This window comes from Thermoflavimicrobium daqui (assembly GCF_003313465.1).
GTDB classification, from domain to species: Bacteria; Bacillota; Bacilli; order Thermoactinomycetales; family Thermoactinomycetaceae; genus Thermoflavimicrobium; species Thermoflavimicrobium daqui.
The window spans coordinates 93,998-116,961 of sequence record NZ_KZ845667.1; the positions used below are offsets into that span (position 1 = coordinate 93,998).

Genomic DNA, 22,964 nt, shown 5'->3' on the forward strand with positions numbered 1-22,964 from the left:
GGTTTAGGTTAAAGCATGATGGTATTATCTTATAATACATGTATATCTAGGACTATTTAAAAGATGCATAACCTTCATCTGCCATCACAACGCTACCATTGATTGCACTGGCTTCTTCTAATGATATTAAATAGACAGTGTCTGCAATTTGTTCAGGTTTTGTTAGTTTATTCCCCATTACTTTTGCTTTCATTGATTCTATCATACCCATATCCTTATAACCTTGAATAATAGGTGTATCCACGACTCCTGGTGCTACAGCTACAACACGAATTCCAAAGTCAGCAAGTTCAAGAGCAGCCGATTTAGTCATCATAATTACTGCACCTTTTGAAGCATGATAAGCAAAAGTGCCAGGTGATGCTAAGAAACCAAAGACCGAAGCTGTATTAATAATGACACCTTTAATACCTAACTCTCTCATCTTACGACCTGCAGCAATAATTCCGTGTGCTACACCATGTTGGTTCACATTGATTACACGATGATAGTCATCAAGATTTTGGTCTAAAACAGGAGTAAGGCGTCCTAATCCAGCATTATTAAACATGACATCAATTCTGCCATATACTTCTACTGTTTTTTCCACTAATGCTTCTACATCTTCATATTTTGACACGTCTGTTTTTACAAAAATAGCTTCCTTACCATCCGATTTAATTAATTCAACAGTTTCTTTGCCAAGCTCTTCGTTAAAATCTGCTACAACGACTTGGTCACCTTTTCTAGCAAATTTCAAGGCAGTTTGTCTTCCAATGCCACTTGCGCCACCAGTAATGACGGCAACTCTTTGATCGGACATTTGATGTTCCTCCTTATAGTAGCCACTAATTAAGGTGAATAATAACAAGTTAGTTCTCATGCTGCTAATAGATTAGAGAAAGGGACTTTCCCTGAATATTTAATGATATTATTTACTTTTAAAAGGTTATCATATACAATTATCTAATACAAATTTAGTTATATTTAATCAAGAAAAACTAAAGCAATGAAAATATATGAATTATATTAAGACTATTCGGTAAAAATGTTAGAGAGAGAATTACTAAATAATCAACTTTTTATAATCTTTAGTTTATACTTAATCTGGTATTTAAATGAGTAGATAGAAGCTAAATGAAATAAAAAGGAGAAAATTAATGATTTCACTTAAAAATAAACTGTTAAAACGTAAAAGGTTCTGGATACCTCTTGCTATTATAATATTTATATATTTAAATAATAGTTCTATGTTAACGAAACAACGTGCAGGAGAGCCATTATTACTTGCTCATCGGGGACTTTCTCAAACCTTTCATACAGAAGGATTGAAAGATGATACTTGTACAGCCGAACGTATATATCCACCTGAACATCCTTATCTAGAAAATACGATCCCTTCTATGAAAACAGCTTTTCAAATGGGTGCTGATATAGTAGAGCTAGATATTCATCCAACCAAAGATGGAAAGTTTGCAGTCTTTCATGACTGGACACTTGATTGTCGAACGAATGGGAAAGGTGTAACCCGAGATTATACAATGGAACAACTTAAAAAGTTGGATATTGGATACGGCTATACTGCTGATGGTGGAAAAACCTTTCCTTTTCGTGGTAAAGGAATTGGTTTAATGCCCTCACTTGATGAAGTATTAAAAAGTTTTCCTAAAGAGTCACTTTTAATTCATGTGAAAAGTAATGATCCAGAAGAGGGAGTACAGCTTGCCAAATATCTCTCAACACTATCAGCATTTCGCCAAAGTAAATTGGCGGTATATGGTGGCGATAAGCCTATCGAAACGTTGCATCAACAGCTCCCTAATATACGAGTCATGTCAAAATCTACAATGAAAAGTTGCCTGATTCCGTATATAGCAGTAGGATGGACAGGATATATACCAGATGCTTGTACTCATACTGAACTACATATCCCTGAAGGAATCGCCCCTTGGCTATGGGGATGGCCTGATCGTTTTCTAAACCGAATGGATGAAAAAGATACACGTGTAATATTGGTAGCAGGTGATGGAAGCTTCTCGGAAGGATTTGATACAGTAGAGGATACAAAACGTTTACCCATTCATTATACAGGTGTGATTTGGACTAATCGTATTGATAGAATCGCCCCTATATACCATAAAAATCTAAAAAAATAATATAATAAAAAGCAGATGTCATCCGATTTCTGCTTTTTCGACTTTTAATTGAGTGAATTTATGCAAATTAGGTTTATATATTAAAAAAGTGGATTTTATATAGTTTAAAAACCATGATTGATCAATGATAATCTTTATCAATATAATTATAAAATAATCCAGTTTTTAAAATAAAAGGAGTGCAATTTCTTTGTTTATAGAAACAAAAACAATTATCGTAAAAGAAGGAACTTCAGATAAAGTGGTAAGTCGGTTTAGTCAAGCAGGAGCTATTGAGAAGTCTGAAGGATTTATCGATTTAAGTGTCTTAGTAAAAAAAGTCCGAAGAGGGGATGAAGAAGTAATTGTATTGATTCGTTGGGAATCGGAAGAGGCATGGAAAAAATGGGAAAAGAGCGATGCGCATTTGGAAGGCCATCGGAAAAATCGAGGAAAGCCGAAGCCGGATCATATTATTAGCTCTAGTCAAAGTGTGTATGAAGTTAAAGCTACCAAAAGTGCCATGAGTCACTCATAGAAGTAGAGTAAACGTTTAGATATAGTATTTTTATGAATAGATGGAAGATGATATGATACTATTCATAATTTTTGGAATAGTCTTTATTATTGATCCTAACAGTCATATAATTATTTATCTTTATTATAAGAGAGATTTGCCACTAATCATTTTCAAATGAAGAATTAAAAATAATATAAGTTTATAATTTGGTTTACTGTAAAAAATGATATACTTTTTTAGTAAAGAAATATTCTTATCTTTTGCTTTTGAAGATAGAAAAGAAACGAGAAAGTAGAGGAGAGAAAATGGAACTATCTGGTGTACGTCAGCATTTACTAATTTGTAATGGAGGTACATGTTTAAAAAAAGGTGGTGAAGAGGTTGCTAAAAGTATTAGGGCAGAAATTAAAAAGCAAGAAATGAACCGCACTATTCATACAACGATAACTCGCTGTAATGGACGTTGTGAAGACGGCTGTACAGTGATCCTTTATCCAGAAGGTGTATGGTATAAGGAAATGACTCCAGAATCTGGGGTCGAATTGGTAAAAAGCTTGGCTAAAGGAGAAATTCTTTCATCACAAACTTCTTATCATCATAATGGGAAAGAGTTTATTAGAAGTAATGGATAGTTCTACGAATTTTAGCTTAAAGTACGCTTGTTTAAAATTGATTTATTGATATTTTTATTATCTATCATTCTATAACTTTGGATATTGACTCATAAATAAGCATAAATTAGTATTGTTTTAAATTTAAAATAATTGAGGGCAAAGGAGATTGTATTGATGAAAATCCTCGTCATTAATGGAAGCGCTAGAAAAGATTCGAATACACGAAAATTAGCTCAACGTGCAGTTGATTATTTACAAGAACAGATCAAAGAAGTCCAGCTATTTGATTTAGAACATGAATCACTTCCAATTTTGGATGGAAAACCAGAATCTTTTGCTCATCCCAATGTCAAGCTTTTAAAAACGTACGCAGAAGATGCTAATGGATTCTTTATTTGTACACCTGAGTATCATAACGCTGTGAGTGGCGCTCTTAAAAATGCACTTGACTTTTTAAATAGAGATTATTTTACAGGAAAGCCAGTAAGTATTGGTGCTATAGCTGGTGGAGGTAAAGGAGGAATTAATGCTTTAAATAATCTACGTCTGATTATTCGCGGGGTTAATGGACTTGTCTTACCACAACAAATTGTTGTTGATTACAAGGAATTTGATGAAAAAGCTCAATTAAACAAAGAGGCCCATTCCCGCCTAGTCAGTGTTTTAGATGAGTTAATCTATTATGTTGGGGCAGTAGCCAAAAAATAATCGTATCATAAGGAGTAACATGTATGAAAAATCCCAGCTCCCAAAAAGGGGCTGGGATTTTTTAGTTTAATTAGATTAATACGACATAAATGTATAAGGGTTTTAAAGAAGCTATTCTTAATTCATGTACCATTTTTAGTTGAACGACTCTTGCTCGTTTTTTGACACTCCCACGGCTGAAGCCTATGGGATTCTTGGGTAGTTAGCGTTCGCAGTCCGTTTCCGTTTTGAACAACTCCCAAGTTCAGGGGTGTGTCATCACCCAGTCCCATGCAGTTAGAAATGTACCCATATAGGCGGAACGCCTATCACCAGCGTTCTAGTTCCTTTTCACTCACTCTCATGATTTTACCTAGTGGGAAAGACTTGTTCGCCACTAGAACCCCATACCATGACGTACATAGGAACAAAACCTACTATAAGTAGGATAAGCACCGCTCATGTATTCGATTATACAGAAAATTGTTGCTCTAAGCAATCCCAAAAAGGGATTACCGAGTAACGCAGTCTTTCATCCCACGATTGAAACCGTGGGCTTTCAGCCCGCAATACCTGTAAAACAGAAAAAGACTTTGTCAACAAGCTATAGCAGCAACTCTTATCAAATGAGTTGCTGTTTATTTTTTAACCAGATCTTTGCTTGTAGACAATAGGTATTAGATAGGAAGTTTAACAATGAAGGTTGTGCCCTTACCTAAAGAGCTTTTAACGTCAATGGTTCCTTTATGAGCCAACACGAATTCTTTTGCAATTGCGAGTCCTAATCCCATTCCTCCACTATTGCGTGTACGCGCTTCATCGGTTCGATAAAATCTATTAAAGAGGAAAGGAAGATGTTCGGGTTCGATGCCAGCTCCTGTGTCAGTAATGGTTATTCGTAGAAAGTCTTTATTTTGAGTCTGTACTATTTCTTCCTCTACAGTTAGGGTTATAGAACCGCCTGAAGGAGTATAGCGTACTGCATTGATAAGCAAATTGAGAAAAACCTGTGTCATTCGATTAGGGTCCACATTGATCACGGTCGTATTTGTAAAGTAGTGAAGTGTGATTTTAATTTCTTTACTATCAGCATCAGGTGTAACTCGATCAATGATCCGTTGTAATAAAGAAGGAAATTGAGTGGTTTTGCGATCAAGTGGCAGCTTTTTCGTCTCAGCTAATGACAATTGGTGTAGGTCTTCAACAAGGCGGGTTAAGCGGATTAGTTCATCTTGCATTGGCAGTAAGTTTTCCGGTTCGATTGAACGACCTTCTTGCTGAATTAGATCTAGTTTTCCCTGAATAATCGTTAATGGTGTTCTAAGCTCATGGGCAACATCAGCAACCAGATTTTTCCTTGCATCCTCGGCATGTTGTAGTTGTTTAGACATCTTATTAAATGCTTGTGCTACTTTTCCATATTCATCATTAGTTACAATTGGGGACTGAACTCCCAATTGTCCTTCACCTAAGCGATCGATAATAGGTATTAGCAGTCTAAGTGGTGTCGTTAATCGCTTGGATAACCAGTAGGCGACAACAAGTGAGATTAAAACAAAAACAGTTGCACCTGCGAAAGGTAGGATTTTCACTGAATCTTGTATACCAATTCGTAGCTTAGAAATATAAGCAATTTCTGGATCGTAATAATATAAGAAAGCGATTGTCTGCCCGTCTATCCGAACTACTTCTCTAATGCCATATTTGGTAGCTTTTTCACTATTTGCATCTTCTGTAGCATAGAGTAACTTAAGTTTCTTGGAAAATAGTAGGATACTCGTATCCTGTTTACCTTTCCTATACTCTTTACTAATATTGATTTGCCGTACGCCATTCCATGAATCTTTGTTTTTTTTGTAGTAGTCAATAAACCGTTTGGACAACTCTGAAACCTCTTTTTTTCTAGAAGATTGCACCATGAGCGTGAGTGCATCTCGCAGAACAATCTCTGTTACAAAGGTAAATACTAAACTCATTGCCACAATAAATGATGCGATGGTAAGAAACAGTTTACGGCTGACACTCATATTCGGTCACCAAATCGGTAGCCAAATCCATAGACAGTCTGTATATAGATAGGATTAGAAGGATCGTCTTCTATTTTTTTACGGATACGGCTAATATGAGCGTCTACCGTCCGTTCATCATTTAGAAGATCATCCTCTAAAGCTGCTTGTAAAAGCTGCAGTCGGCTATATACAATACCTGGTCTAGTAGCTAGTGTAAGTAGGATTTTGAATTCCGTTGGGGTAAGCGAAATTTCTTTGTCTTGTTTCCAAACACGACATTGTGACTCGGAAATTAAAAGTCCACCACGCTGTAATTCATGTTCAACTTGGTCTTGTCCATCTATGCGACGAAGTACAGATCGAATGCGAGCAGCCAGTTCCCGTAAAGAAAATGGTTTAGTGATGTAGTCATCTGCTCCCACTTCGAGCCCAATGATTTTGTCAGTTTCTTCGGTTCGTGCTGTTACCATAATAATGCCTATCCGGCTTATTTTACGAATTTCCCGGCATACATCAATGCCGCTCATCTCTGGTAGCATCCAGTCAAGCACCACAAGGGAAGGTTTCTTCTCTTTAGCTTTTCGCAGAGCCTCTTTTCCTGTTTTTGCTGTTATGATCTGGAATCCTTCCTGACGTAAAAATGGTTCCATAAATTCTAGCACTTTTTCTTCGTCATCTACTAATAGCAATGTATGTGACATTCTAGTTCACTTCCTTTCACACAGCCCTTCTTTTATTATAACCCTGTCTTTTTTTGTTTCTGTAAACTTTCATTGAAACCGTAATAGATTGTCATAAGTTCACAATATGTTGTTGTTAGTATGGTAGTATCAATCATTACCATATAGGACAAACCAAATCATATAGAAATCTAATGTTCATTTTATGAAGTAGTCTTTAAGAGGAGGAGAAAAATGAAAAAAAAAATATGGGTATGTATTTATCTAATTTTACTAACTCTTTTGACGGCTTGTGGGATGGAAATGCCAGAAGAGATGGATATGTCAGGTCATGTTCTGGGTCATAAAACTTCTCATTCAAGTGGTACTACTTCTTGTGCTGATATCAAAGAAGGAAAGACGAATGCACCAGTGAAAAAATTTCATCTCACAGCAAAAGCAGGGGACTTGAAACTTGAAAGTGGGGAAACGATCAAGAATGCTTGGACTTTTAATGGGAGTTCTCCAGGTCCGGAGATTCGAGTACAAGAGGGGAATCGTATAATAGTTACCTTAGAAAATAAAGATATTCGAGATGGTGTTACCATTCATTGGCATGGAGTCATTGTTCCTTGCTCACAGGATGGTGTTGCAGGAGTGACACAAAATGCAGTAAAACCTGGTGAAACATTTACGTATGAATTTATTGCTAAACATGCAGGAAGCTTTTGGTATCACTCTCATCAACAAAGTTCAATACAGGCTAGAAAAGGATTGATAGGTCGCTTTATTGTCGAACCAAAGAAAAAAGAATTGGATTACAACAAAGATTATGCGATTACTCTTCATAGTTTGGGAGATTATGAATTAATTAATCAAACAAAACAGCTTTATCTATCAGCAAAGTCCAAAGAATTAGTACGTTTACGGATTGTTAACGCTAAAAATACGACACAAAAACTGGCGGTGGTAGGGACCTCGTATCAAGTCATATCTATCGATGGCAACAATATTCATGGATCAACACTCATTCGAAATCAACTAATCCCGATTGGTGCAGGACAACGATATGATATTTTGTTTCAAATCCCAGAAAATAGGCAAGTGAAGATTGTGAATGTAGAAACTAATAACACAATCACAATAGGAGATGGGAGTGAAGGGGAGAAAATAAAAGATCTAAATAAACAGCCTAAGTTTGATTTTACTCAATATGGAACCCCAATAAAAGATAAGATTTCGCTGCAATCCAAATTTGATAAAGTACATTCTTTAACATTGGATTGGAGTTGGCCCAATAAGTTCACCATTAATGGTGAAGTGATGCATCATATCCCACCGATTATGGTGAAAAAAGGCCATTTAATAAAGTTGCGTTTAATCAATAAAGGAGGGGGTACACATCCTATGCATTTACATGGTCATATGTTTAAAGTACTAACTAGGAATGGAAAGCCATTAAAAAGTTCGATCTATTTGGATACCCTTCCAGTAAGCGAAAATGAAATTTATGAAATCGCCTTTATAGCTGACAATCCTGGTCTTTGGATGAAACATTGTCATAATCTAATACATGCACAGTTAGGAATGTCGATGATGGTAAATTATGAAGGGATTACGACACCATATCGTGTTGGGACAAAATCGGGTAATCTTCCAGACTAAGGTCTGCCCTAATAAAAAGAGCCGGAATAATATAACGCAATATTTTGAATAAATAAAAAGGGGAGCTCAAGAGGCTCTCCTTTAAATAGGATATAGATAGGTTATCAAGCTTTTCATTTGATCTTCCCAAAAGGTTTAAAATAGGTAACACCTGTCATGATAGCCATAGCTAGTATATTAAATAGAGAGGTTAAAATAAGTAACGAACTGGTTCTTTGAAAATCAGACTTTTGTAACGCATTGAACCGATATCGGTCTGCTGTTTCTATGAGAAATGACAACCAATCGCTCAAATAAATGATGCCAATGATAATAATCAAGATGGTTAAAATTAACTTTATAATAACCCAGTAGTATTTGACCAGTCCCCAATGAGTCCAGATCGATAACAAAACACCAGAAATCAATACCACAAGCGCTGGATATCTAATTAATGTGATGTCGATTAAATGCATATCCGATAAAATGTAAAAAAGTTGCTCACCATTTTTCGCGTTCTTCATATAGAGACCGAGTATTAACATACACATGGCTCCACCGAACCATGCAATAATAGAAAGAACATGAATCGTTACTAACCCATTCTTTTTCATCAGATTAAGACGATATGCCATTTTATAAATTCCTCCATTCGCTATTTTCGTGTGTATAATTGCTGCTATCCAATCTCTCTATACTTGGAATTAGCATGCAACCATTAACTTCATACTAACAAGATGATGTTGCGAACCTATGACAAACTTTTACGGGTTCGATGAATTTCTAGAAGCAAATACATGTAATATTCGGTTAGCATATTATGTGAATATTAATAATGGAATTTTTATAAGGAATATCCACTATAATGCTGGTAATTATCTGACCTTATTGAATGAATACGAAAAAACTCCTTGGAATCAGGAAGTGATTCCAAGGAGTTTGGTTAATTTGATAAATGCGCCCATTTTTTGGATTCCAATGTTTTTTTTCCAATTCTATGGGTCCAAGTAATTGTTACTCCAGAGACAATGACAGCAATCATTGTATAAAATACTTTCAACAAAGGAAGATACCAAAGGGAACATATTAAAACCACTAGATCAGAGATGATAAAAAAAGTACCTATTTCTAGTCCAAATCGTTTATGCAAAAGAAGTGCCATAACTTCTTCTCCGCCTGATGCAGTCCCATAACGGAGAACAAGTCCTATGGAAAAGCCTGTAGATAATCCTGAGAGGATGGAACCTAAAATCATTGAATCACTAAAGTCAAATACGAACGGAGAGAACCTCTCACATAGATCATAAAAGATAGAAAAAGCAGTTGCAGCAAAAAGAGAATAAATAAAGAATTTATGCCCTTTCACTTTTAATCCCAAAATAAAGAGGGGAAAGTCTAGTAGTAGGGTAGTTAGTGCTGGAGAAATATCAAAGATATATTTCCCTAGTAAAGCAATCCCCATAAATCCGCCTTCAGCAAGTGAATTCTGATAGTTAAAGTGATAGTAACTAAATGCTTCTAAAAACAATCCGAATAAAACAATCAAGAACCTTTTGATCCTGTCTGTATCCACAATAGGAATCCTCTTTTCGTAGCTTAGTTGTGTTCCAACTAACTACGAAGCAGATCCTATTCAGCTTCGAATTCATAGATATCCTCTTTCGTAGTTAGTTGATTGTCATCCATTCTCTTTACAACTAACTACGAAGCTAAGTATAAGAAAGATCGTACCGTTTCCATATGAGGTCTGGAAACATATTATCCTTACCTTTCCTTCAAAATAAATTCGAGTACGTACTAGACTATTTTGAAGCTAGGTATAGGTTGAATTACAGCGTTTCCATATAATATCTGGAAACATAAATTATCCTGATCCCTTCTGGAATGATCTGTTTTTTATATTATATCATATATAATACTTTTAAATTAGTTTTAGTATCAACAAGAAAAAGAGTAGAGAAAAGAAATAAAGCTTCCATTAAAGGAGTTGAAGTATGTAATAACCTAAGCCTCCTAAAATGACGAGTAGAATGAACCAGAAAAAAAGCCCGGAGCTTTTTCCTTCACCTTCTTCTTCTTCCATTTCTTCACTTTGTAAGCGCTTAATTTTTTGCTCTTGATCTTTCTGTAATGCAGATAAATTACTTTGATAGTCATTGGGTGAAGTTTCAGTCTGTATGGGGATTCTATCAGTATCATCCCGCCTAGTATTCATCGAATATTGTACTCCTTTAGGAAAACGAGTAAGCGCTTTCTGCAAAGCTTGCTTCATATAGAGTGCAGATGAAAAGCGACGATTGGGTTGTTTTTGTAGGGCGGTATAGATAATATCTATAAGATCAGATGGAAGATAGGGATTAATTTTTCTTGGATCAGGTACAGGTTGTTGAATATGCTTTTGGGCAATTTCAGCAATACTATCCCCATCAAATGGGAGGGTACCTGTAGCTAGTTCGTATAAAACAATTCCTAAAGAATAAATATCAGAAGCGGGACTTACTGGCAATTCTTGAGTTTGTTCAGGTGAAATATAGTATGGTAAATTGATGATGACGTTTTGCCCAGATGCAGTAGGTTCAGTGATTCTTCGTGGAATACCAAAATCACCTAGTTTACATTTCTCATCAGCAGTATACAAAATATTGTGAGTCTTGATATCTTGGTGTACAATATTACATTGGTGAGCATAATTTAATGCATCACAAATCTGTATACCAATAGAAGCACATTCGTAAGGTGTTAAATTCCTCTGTTGGCTTACTTGTCTTAAAGGAACTCCTTCAATATATTCCATGACTAAATAATAAGAGCCGTTTTCGATCCCTACCTGATGTACTTTCACAATATGAGGGTGAGCGAGTTTGGCAGCAATCGAGGATTCAACCACGAATCTCTCTTTAAAGGCCATTTCTTGGCTAATAAATGGATGAAATATTTTGATAGCAACGGGTTGCTTTAATATGATATTGTTAGCTAAATAAACTTCAGCAATTCCTCCCACACCAATTAATTCAATAATTTGATACCTTCCACCTATGATTTTACCTATCATTGCTATCTCTCCTTTCATAGAAACGATAAGATAATACTAATATTACATTATGAATAAGAAGTAATAAAATAAATAGTCATATTCTTTAAATGATTCCTATTCCGTTGGTTTCGAAACGTATTATAGCATATAATTGAAGTTATAAATTAGATAAAATGGATTTTTATTGAAATAATTTCATTCATTGATGGAGGTTCCTTATAGTCTCTATTGATTAATGATTATAGAAATTGGGTATTACCTTTTATATGTTTAACTTAATGATTCTGGATCTCAATTTGTGCTCGCATCTCGCTACTAGGACATCCCAATGAACTTCTGTAACAAACAGTACAGCTTGGGCGCTTCTAAATATATATTTTATTCCTTAAATAAAAAACAGCTATTCTATTATTTTTTCTAAAATAATGCGATGCTTAAACCCACCACGGTCCTTTAACTTATCAGCCTTTACCTCTAGAACTTTATCCATATCAAGGTTAAATGCATGTGCAATTCCATCAATTACTTCTAAGATGTCGGCAAGTTCTTCTTCATTAGGTGTCACTTTAAATTCCTCGAGTTCTTCAATTAGTTTTTTTAGTAGCATTGGTTTAATTTCTTCTTCCGTCGCAATATAAGTACAGGGCTTCTTATTAGCCTGCTTGACGATTTGCGGAATTTTATCCCGGACTAATTTGTTATAAACTTTTACTTTCATGACCAACACTCCTATCCTTATATATTATTTCAATTATAGCTAACTTCCATATTTAGGAGTATATAAAAAATGTTAATAGTTTAATCTCATAAGGAGAAGGCATTATAGAGAGAGGAAGATAGAACATGATTCGAGTTATTCAGGTAACACTCAATGATCTGATATGATAAGAATCGATTGTGAAACTATCAGTAACCAAAATCGAAGCAATCACCTAAGACTGGCTTTTACAGAAGAGAGATATGATATTGCTTAACCAATGAATTCAATAAATTAAGTGCAGAAAATTTCCAATAGACTTGGATATGTAAAAAGTGGATTTATGGATTACTTAGACGAAGGAGCTCCAGAAATTATTTACTTTAAAAAAATACTAAAAATGGGATGAACTAATCTTAGTATCATTCTCTATGATGCATAAATTCATATTTGGGTTATATCCCATCACTTTTATAATGTAGAATTAGTCTAGATTGCATTTAAAATAACGTTACAAAAAATAAAGATGATTCAGCTAGATAGGATTATTTGGAAGGTGGACAGAGAATTCTTACTATTAATCCGACTAAATCTATTGAATATAATAATATTATAATATATATTTAGTATATATATTATATTAAATTATCTATCAAATGGAAGGGGATGTGAAGGTAAAATTAACTTTTATTTATGAATTATCTAGTTGGAGAGGAGATGGTTTATAAATGTTTAATAATGTATCAAAAAGAAATCTCGCCATTTCAATAATTTTCCTACTATTGGTTATGATACTTCCATTGCAAGCGTTTGCTGCAACTGAATGGCAACCCAATGTGGCATATAAAGTGGGGGATCTTGTCACCTATAAAGGTAGCACTTATAAGTGCTTACAAAATCATACTTCATTAACAGGCTGGGAACCACCAAATACTACTGCTTTATGGCAATGGGTATCATCTAATCCTGATGATACAGAAGTACCAACTGCTCCTAGTGATTTAACCGTTGTTGGAAAGACAGATACAACTGTTACCCTTTCTTGGAAAGCTGCGATGGATAATGTAGGAGTCGACAAATATCAGGTCTTTAATGGCTCATCTCAAGTTGGGTTTACCCAAAGTACTACCTATACTGTAAGCGGTCTCAAAGCAAATACTTCTTATACCTTTACTGTAAAAGCGCAGGATGCTGCTGGTAATCTATCCCCAGCAAGTCAGGAATTAACTGTAACCACGAATCCCACTGATGGCGGAGGTACAAATCCCGGCACAGGGAAAAAGTTACTGATAGGGTATTGGCATAACTTTGATAATGGCTCTACAAATATTCGATTGCGTGATGTTTCCAAAAGCTTCGATGTAATTCAAGTAGCTTTTGGAGAACCATCTGGAAAAGCTCCTGGCGAAATAGGATTTACTCCATACAATGCAACTCCTGAAGAGTTTAAGGCAGATATTGCTTATCTACAAGCACAAGGTAAAAAAGTACAACTTTCTTTAGGGGGAGCCAATGGACATATTCAGCTTAATGATGAAACATCCAAACAAAACTTTATAAACTCTCTGATCAAAATAATCGAAACATATAATTTTGACGGAATTGATATTGATTTGGAAGGGAGCTCTTTATCATTAAATGCTGGAGATACCGATTTTAAAAATCCGACAACCCCAGCAATCAAAAATATGATTGCAGCGATCCGGACAATTTGTGATAAGTTTGGATCCAACTTCCAACTCACAATGGCTCCTGAGACAGCTTATGTACAAGGAGGACAAATAGCATATGGTGGTCCTTGGGGTGCATACCTGCCTGTGATTCATGCTCTTCGTGATAAACTGACCTTTATTCATGTTCAGCATTATAATACAGGTTCGATGCAGGCGATCGATGGGAAAACCTATAACCAAGGTACAGCGGACTTCCAAGTAGCAATGGCAGAAGTACTTTTACAAGGTTTCCCAATCGCAGGAAATCAAAATAATCAATTTCCTGCTCTACGTGAAGATCAAGTAGCCATTGGTTTACCTGCGACGAAATCCGCAGCACCTTCTGGGGGATATACGACACCGCAAGATATTGATAAAGCGTTGAACTACTTGGTTAAAGGCAAATCGTTTGGAGGTTCGTATCAACTACGAAAACCAGAAGGTTATACAGGTTTTAAAGGGATTATGACTTGGTCGATTAACTGGGATGCCACATCTAACTTCGGATTTTCTAGTCCAGTTCGTCAAACATTGGATCAATTAAAGTAATTGACCATTTCAAAGAATACAATAAAACGACTGTAGTGATGCTTTCTACAGTCGTTTTTTGTACCCTATTTATTTCTGATTAAGCTGCTTTAAGAACTCTTTCATAAATCCGGGTAAGTCTGGCCAAGCGTGTCCAGAAACGAGATTTCCTTCGACATGTAATGGTTCGCTTATATAAGTTGCGCCAGATTGTTCAACTTCTGGACGACACGTTGTAAATGCTGTAAGTTGTCTTCCTTTGACTACTTCAGGGATAACAGTAAATACCAAAGAGGCATGACAAATCGCTCCAACTGGCTTGTTATTGTCGAAAAAGTGTTTGACAATACTAGGAATCTCTTTTTCCATCCGAATATACTCTGGCGCGCGACCCCCAGGAATGATTAAACCATCATACTCTTCAGGACGAACATCTGCAAAAGCAATATGTGCATCTAAACCATATGCCCATTTTTCAGTAAAAGTATCCATTGCTGGTTCAAAATCATGAACAACTGTTTGTAGTTTTTTCTTTTTAGGTGCAGCGATAACTGCCTCATGACCTTCTTCTAATAGCCGGTAATAAGGGTAGAAGATTTCTAAGGCTTCAACCGCATCACCAGTTAGAATCAACACTTTAGCCATTGGGTTCACCTCGATATGTATATGTGATTCTATGTTGTATTTTACCCAGATGGAGAGGATGTAAAACGGAGGGTTTTGTCCGAGACTTTATGGTCTTTTCAATAGGAGTATCATGAAAGCACTTCAAACGTTTAACGATATGTATTTTGAGCATCCCCTACTCCGACAATGTCTTGAGCTACGTCGGAGTAGGGGATGCGTATGGTTTGACCTCCTTTTACTTCACACGTAAAACAATTTTCCCTTTTGTATGTCCAGTTTCGCTCAAACGATGTGCTTCCTTAATTTCCTCAAGTCTTAATATAGTACCAATAACTGGATGGATCTGACCTTTTTCAATCAGGTTAGCGATTTTTGCAAGTTGTTCCCCATTCGGTTCAAGAAAGACATAACCTGTTTTGATATTTTTCTCCTTAGCCAATTCTTCATTGGGTCGAGTGGTTATTGAAACTAGACGCCCTCCTTCTTTTAACACTTGATAACTTTGTTTTTGGATATCGCCGCCGAGTGTATCAAATACCACATCTATATCTTTGAGAGAAACTGTAAAATCTTCTTTTTTGTAATCAATGACCTTATCGGCACCAAGTGATTGAACAAATTCTACGTTTTTCGTACTGCAAGTGGTTGCGACCCAACAACCCTGTGCTTTTGCCAATTGAATGGCAAAGCTTCCCACACCGCCTGCTCCAGCATGAATGAGTACTCTTTCTCCATTTTTGATATCAGCAAAGTCAATGAGACATTGCCACGCTGTAAGTCCTACAAGTGGAATGGATGCAGCTTCTTCAAATGATATATTTTTCGGCTTTTTAGCAACAAGCTGCTCATCAACAGCAACAAACTCTGCATAAGTTCCATTGCGGCTTATATCTGGACGGGTAAAAACTTCATCCCCAATCTTAAACTTTGTAACATTTTTTCCTATTTCGATAATCGTCCCTGCTGCATCCCAACCAAGTATAAGAGGGAAATGATACTGTAACATTCCTTTTAGATAGCCTTCACGTATTTTCCAATCTACAGGATTAACAGAAGTTGCAACTACTTCGATCAAAACGTCATTTTCTTTTAATATGGGTTTATCCATATCCGTATATTTTAATTGTTCGACTCCACCGTAATTTTCGATAATAACCGCTTTCAAATGGTATCCTCCTTTATATCCGAGATATAGGGTTATCATTTCTAAATAACAAAAAAATATGTGTGATTTCTTCTTGCCAGAGATCCAAAGAACTTTTTACTGTAGCTTGCAGTATTTTATAATTGAAGAATGATGAAGAGGTTCTAGAAAATACTTTTATATGAAGGGAGTTAATATTACATGATTATCTTAGATTCTCTTTAATCAAGAAGTTCTTTATATCCAATTGATGTTATATTTCTTTGATCAGTCTTTGAACACGCTGTAGAGCTTCTCTTAGAACAAAAGCTTCGTCCACAGTTTGCAATTTTCTATCTCTCATTACAATATTGCCATGAATAATCGATGTATGGACGTCAGATCCTGTTGCTGAATAGGCTAGTAACGCATAAATATCGTTATGAGGAACCAGATGAGGTTGCATGATATCAATAAGAATAATGTCTGCAAGTTTGCCGACTTCTAAAGTGCCTACATATCGATCGATATGTAGTAGTTTTGCACCTTCGATTGTAGCCATCTTTAATAATGTTTTAGCATCAATAACAGTGGGATCGAAGTAGTTAACTTTTTGTAGACCTCCAGTAAACTTCATCTCCTTAAATAAGTCTAAAGATGAGGCGCTACCTGCACCATCTGTACCGATGCCAACAGTTATTCCTGCATCTAAGTACTTCTTAATTGGAGCAATCCCGCAACCTAGTTTTAAGTTACTAAATGGGTTATGAGCAATCCCACCTTTATTCGCTTTTAAAAAGGAAATATCCTGATCATCTACATGAACTCCGTGAGCAAGTAAGACATGATAGTCCCCAGAAAATAGTCCTAAATCATATAAATATTGCGTCGGTGTTTTCCCGTACTTTTGTTTCATTTTACTAACTTCTTCGTGCGTTTCGGCCAGATGGATATGGATAGGAACCTGCATTTCCTTTGCAAGAGTAGCTATTTTTTCGATAAAACTGGGCGGACAAGTATAGGGAGCATGAGGACCTAACATTGTTGTAATTCTTCCATCAGCTTTACCCGACCACTTTTGCATCAATTCTAGTCCTTCTTCTAATCTTTTACCTCCATCATCTTTAAGTTGGATGAGTCCACGTGTTAAAGAAGCCCGTATTCCCGAGTCCTTAACAGCCTCAGCTATATAGTCCATGTGAATATACATATCGGCATATGAAGTTGTACCTGACTTGATCATTTCAATAATAGCTAACATAGAACCCCAATAAATATCTTCCTTAGTCATTCTAGCCTCAGCTGGAAGCATTTTTTTCTCTAGCCACTCCATTAAACGAAGATCATCACTAAAGGCTCTAAGTAAGGACATAGGGCTATGATTGTGTGTATTAATTAAGCCAGGCATAGCGACCATTCCATCAGCTTGGATAACCTCATCGGCAATTTCTTCAGAAACAGTCCCTATGTATTGTATGGTATGGTCTTTAATCAAGATATCTCCAGTAACAGGTTGATCATCGGTTTCGTTCATCGTAAGAATCAGTGCATTTTTGATTAATGTTTTCATGATTTATCTAACCCCTTATTTATATATTTAGCTTATTGTAAAGCTTAACGTAGGGGAAAGGTAAAGGGCAAAATTGATTCGTTTACTATGATGCTTGGTTTATTAAAAAGAAATATTTATTCATGTAGATCATTATTGGCATCTTTTTAATTTACCAGAGCGTTCTGCAAAAAGTGGCGATACTTATGTAAGATAAAAGTTTTATCACTCTGACAAGCATTTTTCGAATTTATCGTAGAGTATATATTCTTTATAATAAATGTCTTCTTTCTGTATAGAAAAAGCAGGTGGAGGAAATACTTTCTATTGAAATGAAACAGAAAGGTTTCCTATAATCACAAAGAGAAACCTTTCTGTTTCATATTAACTAGGATGGAGGGAACAACATGGAGAAACATATACAGAACATGTTACCAGATATTCGGCACACCGTTTTGTTTAATGCACCTATACAGAAGGTATGGGATGCTGTTGCAACTTCAGAAGGAATTGCTGCATGGTGGATGAAAAATGACTTTCAGCCCAAAATAGGACATGAATTCACTTTGGAGTCACCTTACGGACCTTCACCTTGCAAAGTGCTGGAGCTTGATCCTCCTTACCAACTTACCTTTGCATGGGATAAAGCCGGTTGGCGTGTTACTTTTAAACTTGAGGAGGTAGAAGGAAAGACGAAATTCACTCTTATTCATTCTGGTTGGGAAGAACCAGATAAGATTGTTCCGAAAGCATCAGAAAAACAGTCCATCATACGTGATAGAATGGACAAAGGTTGGGAGATGCTTGTTAACAATTATCTCCGTAATTTGGTTGAGTGATGTCCAATGACCTCTGCACCCAATTATGACATTTTTCAAGCAATTGCTGATCCTACACGCCGTAAAATATTAAGATTACTTTCTAATCATGAGGAGATGAACCTTACCCGTATATGTAAACATTTTCCGATTAGTCGTCCAGCTGTGTCGAAACATTTACGTATTTTAATAGATGTGGGACTTGTCAAAGAGAAGAAAGTAGGTCGTGAGACGAGATATTGGTTTGAACCAGAGCCATTACTCGAACTAAAACAATGGCTTTCTTTTTACGAACAATTTTGGGAAAACAAGATTACTATGCTCAAACGTTATGTAGAAGATGAAGAAATAAATGAGATGAACATCTCTATTTCGAAACATAACGACAAAGATAAAGAATGGCTATCCTAATTGGGCTCTTAATTATTTCAAATCGTAATTATCCGGGTCAAGATTACGAATCTCTGTGGTTTTAAAACAAGAGTTTGATTCCCATTACCCAAGTATAATAGGAAATCAAACTCTTTCTTCTTTTTATCGTGAGTCTGAGTTTTTCTGTCTGAATTCTATTTTTAAATTTTTCGATGTACCTTCCTTTTAATGTTGGGATGTAAGGGAAGCTTTCTTATCCATGTTTGATTAAGTACTTGTGTTGTAATTTGAAATGTGATTGTAGGGAATTCAAAAGTTTAGTCGCATACTGTACAGATGGATTATCGTTTGTATTTTTATTTTTTAAACTAGTTTGTTGTACAAACAAAATAAAAAAAATAGTATATAAATCTAACATATCCAGAATTAGAGGTGAAAAATACTATGACTTATACATCGCGACGACACCAGAAAAGCTTAACTAATAGTGATCTTACAAAAAATATTGGTTTGGGCATGAAGTACAATCTAATTGGGAAGAAGGTTCAATTATTAATTATTTAGACAAGAATGGGAATGTAGTTGATCAAGGCAATGTATTAGCATATGAGCCTTATCGACTTCTCTCATATACTTTTATCTGGCTGAAAGATAAAACGAAACGCAAACGCTTGCCGAGGGTAATATTTGAACTTCATTCACTGAAGTCGACTGTAAAATTAAAGCTTAGACATGAGGACTTATTACCTACAGACTTTGCAGATGAAAACGAAGGATTTTACGGATATAATAACGGCTGGCCAGCCATTTTAAGTAACTTGAAAAGTTTGCTTGAAACCGGAAAAACTTTAGCTCCGATTACTGGATAAAAGGGATAGAATGCTGACCAATCCACACGGCTGAAGCCCTAGGATTCTTGGTTAGTTAGGGTTCGCAGTCCGTTTTGAACAATTCCCAAGTTCAGGGATGAGTCCTCCATCCCATGACGTACACAGGAACATCACACCTACTATAAGTAGGATAAGCACCGTTCACATGCTTGATTACATAAAGAATTGTTGTTATTGACAATCCTACTCGGGTGTATAAGCTTTTGCCACTATTTAGGATCACGAGCATTCTAGGCATCCTCAACAGCTTTTACCTTGGCTAAAGCCGTTTCATAAGTGAACGGGGGTTTAATTACTTTTTGCAATTTAGTATCTCCTTTCTAAACTAACCTGTATTTTTTTATTTATATAGTTAATCGAAACAGATGTTCAAAAAGATCGAAGAGTTGGCATTCTAATGTATACTTAATTCATATTAGGGGTTGGCGATTTTGGTATCATGGATACAAAAAAAAGAGCCTTGTGTTTTTGAAATTGGATAACGCAAGACTCTTTTTATTTACTCTAGTTGTTAGCCCCAAAACCGCTCGTCGTTCTTTCCTAAAATCCTTATCTAATCTCTGTTTTTAGATAATAAATAAAAACAAATAATTTATTGAATTGAGAATGTGTGTTATAAGATTTCCAATAAATTCTGGATTCATATAAAGAAATACGACCTATAGCCACCAAGGGGAGCGGTACGGTTACACTGGTTCGCTGGAGCCGAGCAAAAACGGTGACGGCGAACCGACATACGTCACGACCAGACGGTGCATCGCCCGGGTGCACGCGACATACAGCAGGTGTCGGTCCAGTTCCGATTGGTACGCGTTCGCAAACGGCACGATGACGCCGTCGAACTCGAGACCCTTGGCCAGATGTGCCGTTGTGACCGCAATTCCCGCCGGGAACGTTTCGCTTTGGAAGTCGAGCAGGCAAACATGTTCTGACAAGTCTTCAAGATTCCGGTATACACGTTCCGCCATGTCTGCCGTTTTGCAGACGATGCCGAGAGTTTGGTCACCCGACCCGAGCCATTCAGCCACGACGCGCCGAATCATTTCCAGCTGGTCCCGTTCATCCCGACATTCGACAACGCTTGGAGTATCCCCATGTCGCTCGAGCGGCTCGATACGCGCATTTGGGACGATCGTTTGGGCGAATTGCAAAATTTCAAAGGTGGAACGGTAGCTTTTCGTCAATTCCACGATGTGCGCTTTAGGAAATATACGGCGGAAGTCCTCCAGTGTGCAAGAAGCATAAGGATTGACGGTTTGGAAGCCGTCTCCGAGAATCGTTTTTTTGCACGGGAACCATCGGGATAATACGGCGAACTGCACTGGCGTGTAGTCCTGCATCTCGTCAACCAACACATGTTTAACGTCTTCTTGTGTCTTGACACCTTCCAGATGCATCTTAATGTAAATCAATGGAAAAACGTCCGAGTATTCTAGTGTACGGTTGGGTTTTAGCTCGAATAGATTTTGCCGTCCCTTTTGCTGGTAGAAAGCCTTGTACATCGAGAGTGCATCCTTGTACTTGTACATGCTTCGGACGGCGGTTTTGATTTTAGCCGCAGCGGACGAATTCCATTTGTTTCCGTTTACGTCCCGAGTATTGCTGATCAGAAACGAGGCCAGTTTTTCCAATCTTCGTTTGACTGGCAGGAGACGGGACACCTTTTCGTACCCTTCCGCCACTGCCGCTTCGGGAACGGCATCGCGACCGATCGTGATTGTGCGGGGAAAAAACCATTCGTCGTCCCCTTGGCGCAAAAACGAATCGAGTTCTTCCACAAATGTCGCAGTAGATTTATAGCGAATGCGTTCGATCAGGCTTGGATCCTCGTATGCAGTTAGTTCCGCAACCTGTTCGTGGAACGTCTGAAACTGGAACTTGTCGCCAAGCTCTGCGGCAGCGAGTTCCTCCATACTCGTTTCGGGGATGTGCTCTTCGCCGAGCTCTGGCAAGACGTTTGCGATGTAGTCGGCGAACACGCGGTTGGGGGAAAGAATCCGGATATGCTTGGACTCAAGGGTGCCCCGATATTTATAAAGCAGGTAGGCGACCCTGTGCAGGGCGACTGATGTTTTTCCAGATCCAGCGACCCCCTGAATGATGAGTACGGGGGCAGACTCGTTTCGGATGATGGCGTTTTGTTCCTTCTGGATGGTGGACACGATCGATTTCATTTTGTCGTTTGATTTGACGCTCAGCTCTTTTTGCAGCACTTCGTCGCGAATGGCAACCCCACTTTCGATCATGTATTCCATGGCGCCGTTGTGGATTTTGAATTGCCTTTTCCTTACCACTTCGCCTTCCACATCACCCGCCGGAGCGCTGTAAACAGCCTTGCCGATGTCATAATCGTAGAACAGGCCGGCTACGGGCGACCGCCAGTCGCAGATGAGTTCGTTTCCGTCGGGGCCTTCAAATCCGTACAGTCCGATGTACCAGACGTCCGCTTCAGTCGCGCCCGCATCCCGAAAATCAACTCTCCCGAAATAAGGTGACGCGATCATCTTGGCTAGCCTGTTGCGTTTGATCACCACACGTTCGCCGAGATCAATCGCGAACGAGATGTCGTACTGGTTCGCTGCAAATTCCATGCCGTCCATTTCGGACGACTGCTCCACAACGTATTGTTTCGCGGTCATGACCGACTGATATGCCTTTTTGACTCTTTCGTCAGTTTCTTCCCAGGCACGACGCAGTTCAGCCAGCACAAATGCAAGATGTGCTTTTTCTGCGGCTTCGTTTTTGTTGAACATTTCTAAAACCTCCACGACGTTTATTAGATTAGATTCGCTTGCCGTCCTGAAGGAGCGGCAATACTTACTATAAAACAATTGCAAAAAAAGGAATAGACTTTTTCTTTTCTTTGTGTTAACCTAAAGATAATCTATAATCCAGGTATTTACAAGATTTTCCAATCGAATAGGACGTTTTGGAAGGTTTGTGGGATTCGGACAAGACGGGTTCGCGACAAATCTTTTTTTGATTGACAGTTGTTGTGCGTTTTAAACAAAAACCTGTTGCCTACTGGAGACGGTAGGTTTTTTTGGCGTCTTCGGACAAATTACATAAACTCGTGTATTTGTTTGAATACCCAAAATGAGCCTTTTGGGAAGCGCTAGGAAAATGCGGATTTACAACAGGTAATAATATCAATGAAGAATCTTTCGGAGTGGCACCTTTAGTTAAAAAAGCAACTCCTAGTGAGTTGACAGACTCAGAAATTATCGGGATCATTCAGGTATTTGGCGAAGCTACACGACGTGCCATCGAAGCTGGATTTGATGGGATTGAAATTCATGGAGCGAATGATGGGATTCATTTAGCTGTTTTTTCCCCTCATGCCAACCGAAGAAATGATCGCTGGGGA

At 37.4% G+C, this 22,964-nt stretch carries 19 protein-coding genes and 2 pseudogenes; 10 read left to right on the forward strand and 11 right to left on the reverse strand.

Features of this window, described 5'->3' with window-relative positions:
• Positions 1–52: 52 nt before the first annotated feature.
• Positions 53–802: an SDR family NAD(P)-dependent oxidoreductase gene (locus DL897_RS10340; protein WP_113659077.1), complete on the reverse strand. Its 750-nt coding sequence runs from the start codon at positions 800–802 to the stop codon at positions 53–55.
• Between the two features lie 337 nt (positions 803–1,139).
• Here DL897_RS10340 and DL897_RS10345 point away from each other — a divergent pair, with 337 nt between their 5' ends.
• From DL897_RS10345 to DL897_RS10360, 4 genes are all read left to right on the forward strand, one after another.
• Positions 1,140–2,135, forward strand: coding sequence for a glycerophosphodiester phosphodiesterase family protein (locus DL897_RS10345; protein ID WP_113659078.1), 996 nt, complete (start codon positions 1,140–1,142; stop codon positions 2,133–2,135).
• A gap of 190 nt (positions 2,136–2,325) precedes the next feature.
• Positions 2,326–2,652 (forward strand): antibiotic biosynthesis monooxygenase family protein, encoded by a 327-nt coding sequence (locus tag DL897_RS10350; RefSeq protein ID WP_113659079.1) that lies wholly within the window; start codon positions 2,326–2,328, stop codon positions 2,650–2,652.
• Between the two features lie 287 nt (positions 2,653–2,939).
• The gene (locus tag DL897_RS10355; protein ID WP_113659080.1) at positions 2,940–3,266 is read left to right on the forward strand and encodes a (2Fe-2S) ferredoxin domain-containing protein; all 327 of its coding nucleotides are present in this window, start codon (positions 2,940–2,942) and stop codon (positions 3,264–3,266) included.
• A 156-nt stretch (positions 3,267–3,422) separates the two neighbouring features.
• Positions 3,423–3,956 carry an NADPH-dependent FMN reductase gene (locus DL897_RS10360; protein ID WP_113659081.1) on the forward strand — a complete coding sequence of 178 codons (534 nt, stop codon included), beginning with the start codon at positions 3,423–3,425 and terminating at the stop codon, positions 3,954–3,956.
• Between the two features lie 656 nt (positions 3,957–4,612).
• Here DL897_RS10360 and DL897_RS10365 read toward each other — a convergent pair.
• Together DL897_RS10365 and DL897_RS10370 are read right to left on the reverse strand one after the other, a co-directional pair.
• Positions 4,613–5,962: a sensor histidine kinase gene (locus DL897_RS10365; protein ID WP_113659082.1), complete on the reverse strand. Its 1,350-nt coding sequence runs from the start codon at positions 5,960–5,962 to the stop codon at positions 4,613–4,615.
• Complete coding sequence (locus DL897_RS10370) at positions 5,959–6,645, reverse strand: response regulator (RefSeq protein ID WP_113659083.1); 687 nt, start codon at positions 6,643–6,645, stop codon at positions 5,959–5,961. The genes DL897_RS10365 and DL897_RS10370 overlap by 4 nt, the downstream gene beginning before the upstream one ends.
• Before the next feature lie 213 nt (positions 6,646–6,858).
• On the opposite strand from DL897_RS10370, the gene DL897_RS10375 reads away from it, so the two are divergent.
• Positions 6,859–8,268, forward strand: a complete 1,410-nt coding sequence (locus DL897_RS10375) for a multicopper oxidase family protein (RefSeq protein WP_113659084.1) — start codon at positions 6,859–6,861, stop codon at positions 8,266–8,268.
• Between the two features lie 113 nt (positions 8,269–8,381).
• Here the strand turns inward: DL897_RS10375 and DL897_RS10380 are convergent, their stop codons facing one another.
• From DL897_RS10380 to DL897_RS10395, 4 genes are all read right to left on the reverse strand, one after another.
• Positions 8,382–8,882 (reverse strand): hypothetical protein, encoded by a 501-nt coding sequence (locus tag DL897_RS10380; RefSeq protein ID WP_113659085.1) that lies wholly within the window; start codon positions 8,880–8,882, stop codon positions 8,382–8,384.
• 308 nt (positions 8,883–9,190) lie between these two features.
• Positions 9,191–9,820 (reverse strand): YitT family protein, encoded by a 630-nt coding sequence (locus tag DL897_RS10385; protein ID WP_113659086.1) that lies wholly within the window; start codon positions 9,818–9,820, stop codon positions 9,191–9,193.
• Positions 9,821–10,225: 405 nt separating this feature from the next.
• A complete protein-coding gene (locus DL897_RS10390) occupies positions 10,226–11,299 on the reverse strand; it encodes a serine/threonine protein kinase (protein ID WP_168188758.1) in 1,074 nt (357 codons plus the stop codon).
• 382 nt (positions 11,300–11,681) lie between these two features.
• Positions 11,682–11,999, reverse strand: coding sequence for a nucleoside triphosphate pyrophosphohydrolase (locus DL897_RS10395; RefSeq protein WP_113659088.1), 318 nt, complete (start codon positions 11,997–11,999; stop codon positions 11,682–11,684).
• 707 nt (positions 12,000–12,706) lie between these two features.
• Here DL897_RS10395 and DL897_RS10405 point away from each other — a divergent pair.
• A complete protein-coding gene (locus DL897_RS10405) occupies positions 12,707–14,239 on the forward strand; it encodes a chitinase (RefSeq protein ID WP_113659089.1) in 1,533 nt (510 codons plus the stop codon).
• A 69-nt stretch (positions 14,240–14,308) separates the two neighbouring features.
• Here the strand turns inward: DL897_RS10405 and DL897_RS10410 are convergent, their stop codons facing one another.
• The 3 genes from DL897_RS10410 to DL897_RS10420 all read right to left on the reverse strand — a co-directional run bounded on the left by DL897_RS10410 (position 14,309) and on the right by DL897_RS10420 (position 17,538).
• Complete coding sequence (locus DL897_RS10410) at positions 14,309–14,863, reverse strand: DJ-1/PfpI family protein (RefSeq protein WP_113659090.1); 555 nt, start codon at positions 14,861–14,863, stop codon at positions 14,309–14,311.
• Between the two features lie 217 nt (positions 14,864–15,080).
• On the reverse strand, positions 15,081–16,010 hold the full coding sequence (locus DL897_RS10415) for an NADP-dependent oxidoreductase (protein ID WP_113659091.1): 930 nt from the start codon (positions 16,008–16,010) through the stop codon (positions 15,081–15,083).
• A 232-nt stretch (positions 16,011–16,242) separates the two neighbouring features.
• Positions 16,243–17,538 carry an amidohydrolase gene (locus DL897_RS10420; RefSeq protein WP_113659092.1) on the reverse strand — a complete coding sequence of 432 codons (1,296 nt, stop codon included), beginning with the start codon at positions 17,536–17,538 and terminating at the stop codon, positions 16,243–16,245.
• Between the two features lie 386 nt (positions 17,539–17,924).
• On the opposite strand from DL897_RS10420, the gene DL897_RS10425 reads away from it, so the two are divergent.
• The 3 genes and pseudogenes from DL897_RS10425 to DL897_RS18265 form a co-directional block, all read left to right on the forward strand.
• Positions 17,925–18,356, forward strand: coding sequence for an SRPBCC family protein (locus DL897_RS10425; RefSeq protein WP_113659093.1), 432 nt, complete (start codon positions 17,925–17,927; stop codon positions 18,354–18,356).
• A 6-nt stretch (positions 18,357–18,362) separates the two neighbouring features.
• Positions 18,363–18,746, forward strand: a complete 384-nt coding sequence (locus DL897_RS10430; RefSeq protein WP_113659094.1) for an ArsR/SmtB family transcription factor — start codon at positions 18,363–18,365, stop codon at positions 18,744–18,746.
• 470 nt (positions 18,747–19,216) lie between these two features.
• A pseudogene (locus DL897_RS18265) lies at positions 19,217–19,576 on the forward strand (SRPBCC domain-containing protein); the annotation flags it as partial.
• Positions 19,577–20,283: 707 nt separating this feature from the next.
• Here the strand turns inward: DL897_RS18265 and DL897_RS10445 are convergent.
• Entirely contained in the window at positions 20,284–22,350 is a 2,067-nt protein-coding gene (locus tag DL897_RS10445) for a HelD family protein (RefSeq protein ID WP_113659096.1), read from the reverse strand.
• A 443-nt stretch (positions 22,351–22,793) separates the two neighbouring features.
• Here DL897_RS10445 and DL897_RS10450 point away from each other — a divergent pair.
• Positions 22,794–22,964, forward strand: a pseudogene (locus DL897_RS10450) (oxidoreductase); the annotation flags it as partial.

Excerpts from the sequence above, each read along its gene's own strand:
- DL897_RS10340 (WP_113659077.1), bottom strand. The coding sequence starts at position 802 with ATGTCCGATCAAAGAGTTGCCGTCATTACTGGTGGCGCAAGTGGCATT.
- DL897_RS10345 (WP_113659078.1), top strand. The coding sequence starts at position 1,140 with ATGATTTCACTTAAAAATAAACTGTTAAAACGTAAAAGGTTCTGGATA.
- DL897_RS10355 (WP_113659080.1), top strand. The coding sequence starts at position 2,940 with ATGGAACTATCTGGTGTACGTCAGCATTTACTAATTTGTAATGGAGGT.
- DL897_RS10360 (WP_113659081.1), top strand. The coding sequence starts at position 3,423 with ATGAAAATCCTCGTCATTAATGGAAGCGCTAGAAAAGATTCGAATACA.
- DL897_RS10365 (WP_113659082.1), bottom strand. The coding sequence starts at position 5,962 with ATGAGTGTCAGCCGTAAACTGTTTCTTACCATCGCATCATTTATTGTG.
- DL897_RS10370 (WP_113659083.1), bottom strand. The coding sequence starts at position 6,645 with ATGTCACATACATTGCTATTAGTAGATGACGAAGAAAAAGTGCTAGAA.
- DL897_RS10375 (WP_113659084.1), top strand. The coding sequence starts at position 6,859 with ATGAAAAAAAAAATATGGGTATGTATTTATCTAATTTTACTAACTCTT.
- DL897_RS10380 (WP_113659085.1), bottom strand. The coding sequence starts at position 8,882 with ATGGCATATCGTCTTAATCTGATGAAAAAGAATGGGTTAGTAACGATT.
- DL897_RS10390 (WP_168188758.1), bottom strand. The coding sequence starts at position 11,299 with ATGATAGGTAAAATCATAGGTGGAAGGTATCAAATTATTGAATTAATT.
- DL897_RS10395 (WP_113659088.1), bottom strand. The coding sequence starts at position 11,999 with ATGAAAGTAAAAGTTTATAACAAATTAGTCCGGGATAAAATTCCGCAA.
- DL897_RS10405 (WP_113659089.1), top strand. The coding sequence starts at position 12,707 with ATGTTTAATAATGTATCAAAAAGAAATCTCGCCATTTCAATAATTTTC.
- DL897_RS10410 (WP_113659090.1), bottom strand. The coding sequence starts at position 14,863 with ATGGCTAAAGTGTTGATTCTAACTGGTGATGCGGTTGAAGCCTTAGAA.
- DL897_RS10420 (WP_113659092.1), bottom strand. The coding sequence starts at position 17,538 with ATGAAAACATTAATCAAAAATGCACTGATTCTTACGATGAACGAAACC.
- DL897_RS10425 (WP_113659093.1), top strand. The coding sequence starts at position 17,925 with ATGGAGAAACATATACAGAACATGTTACCAGATATTCGGCACACCGTT.
- DL897_RS10430 (WP_113659094.1), top strand. The coding sequence starts at position 18,363 with ATGACCTCTGCACCCAATTATGACATTTTTCAAGCAATTGCTGATCCT.
- DL897_RS10445 (WP_113659096.1), bottom strand. The coding sequence starts at position 22,350 with ATGTTCAACAAAAACGAAGCCGCAGAAAAAGCACATCTTGCATTTGTG.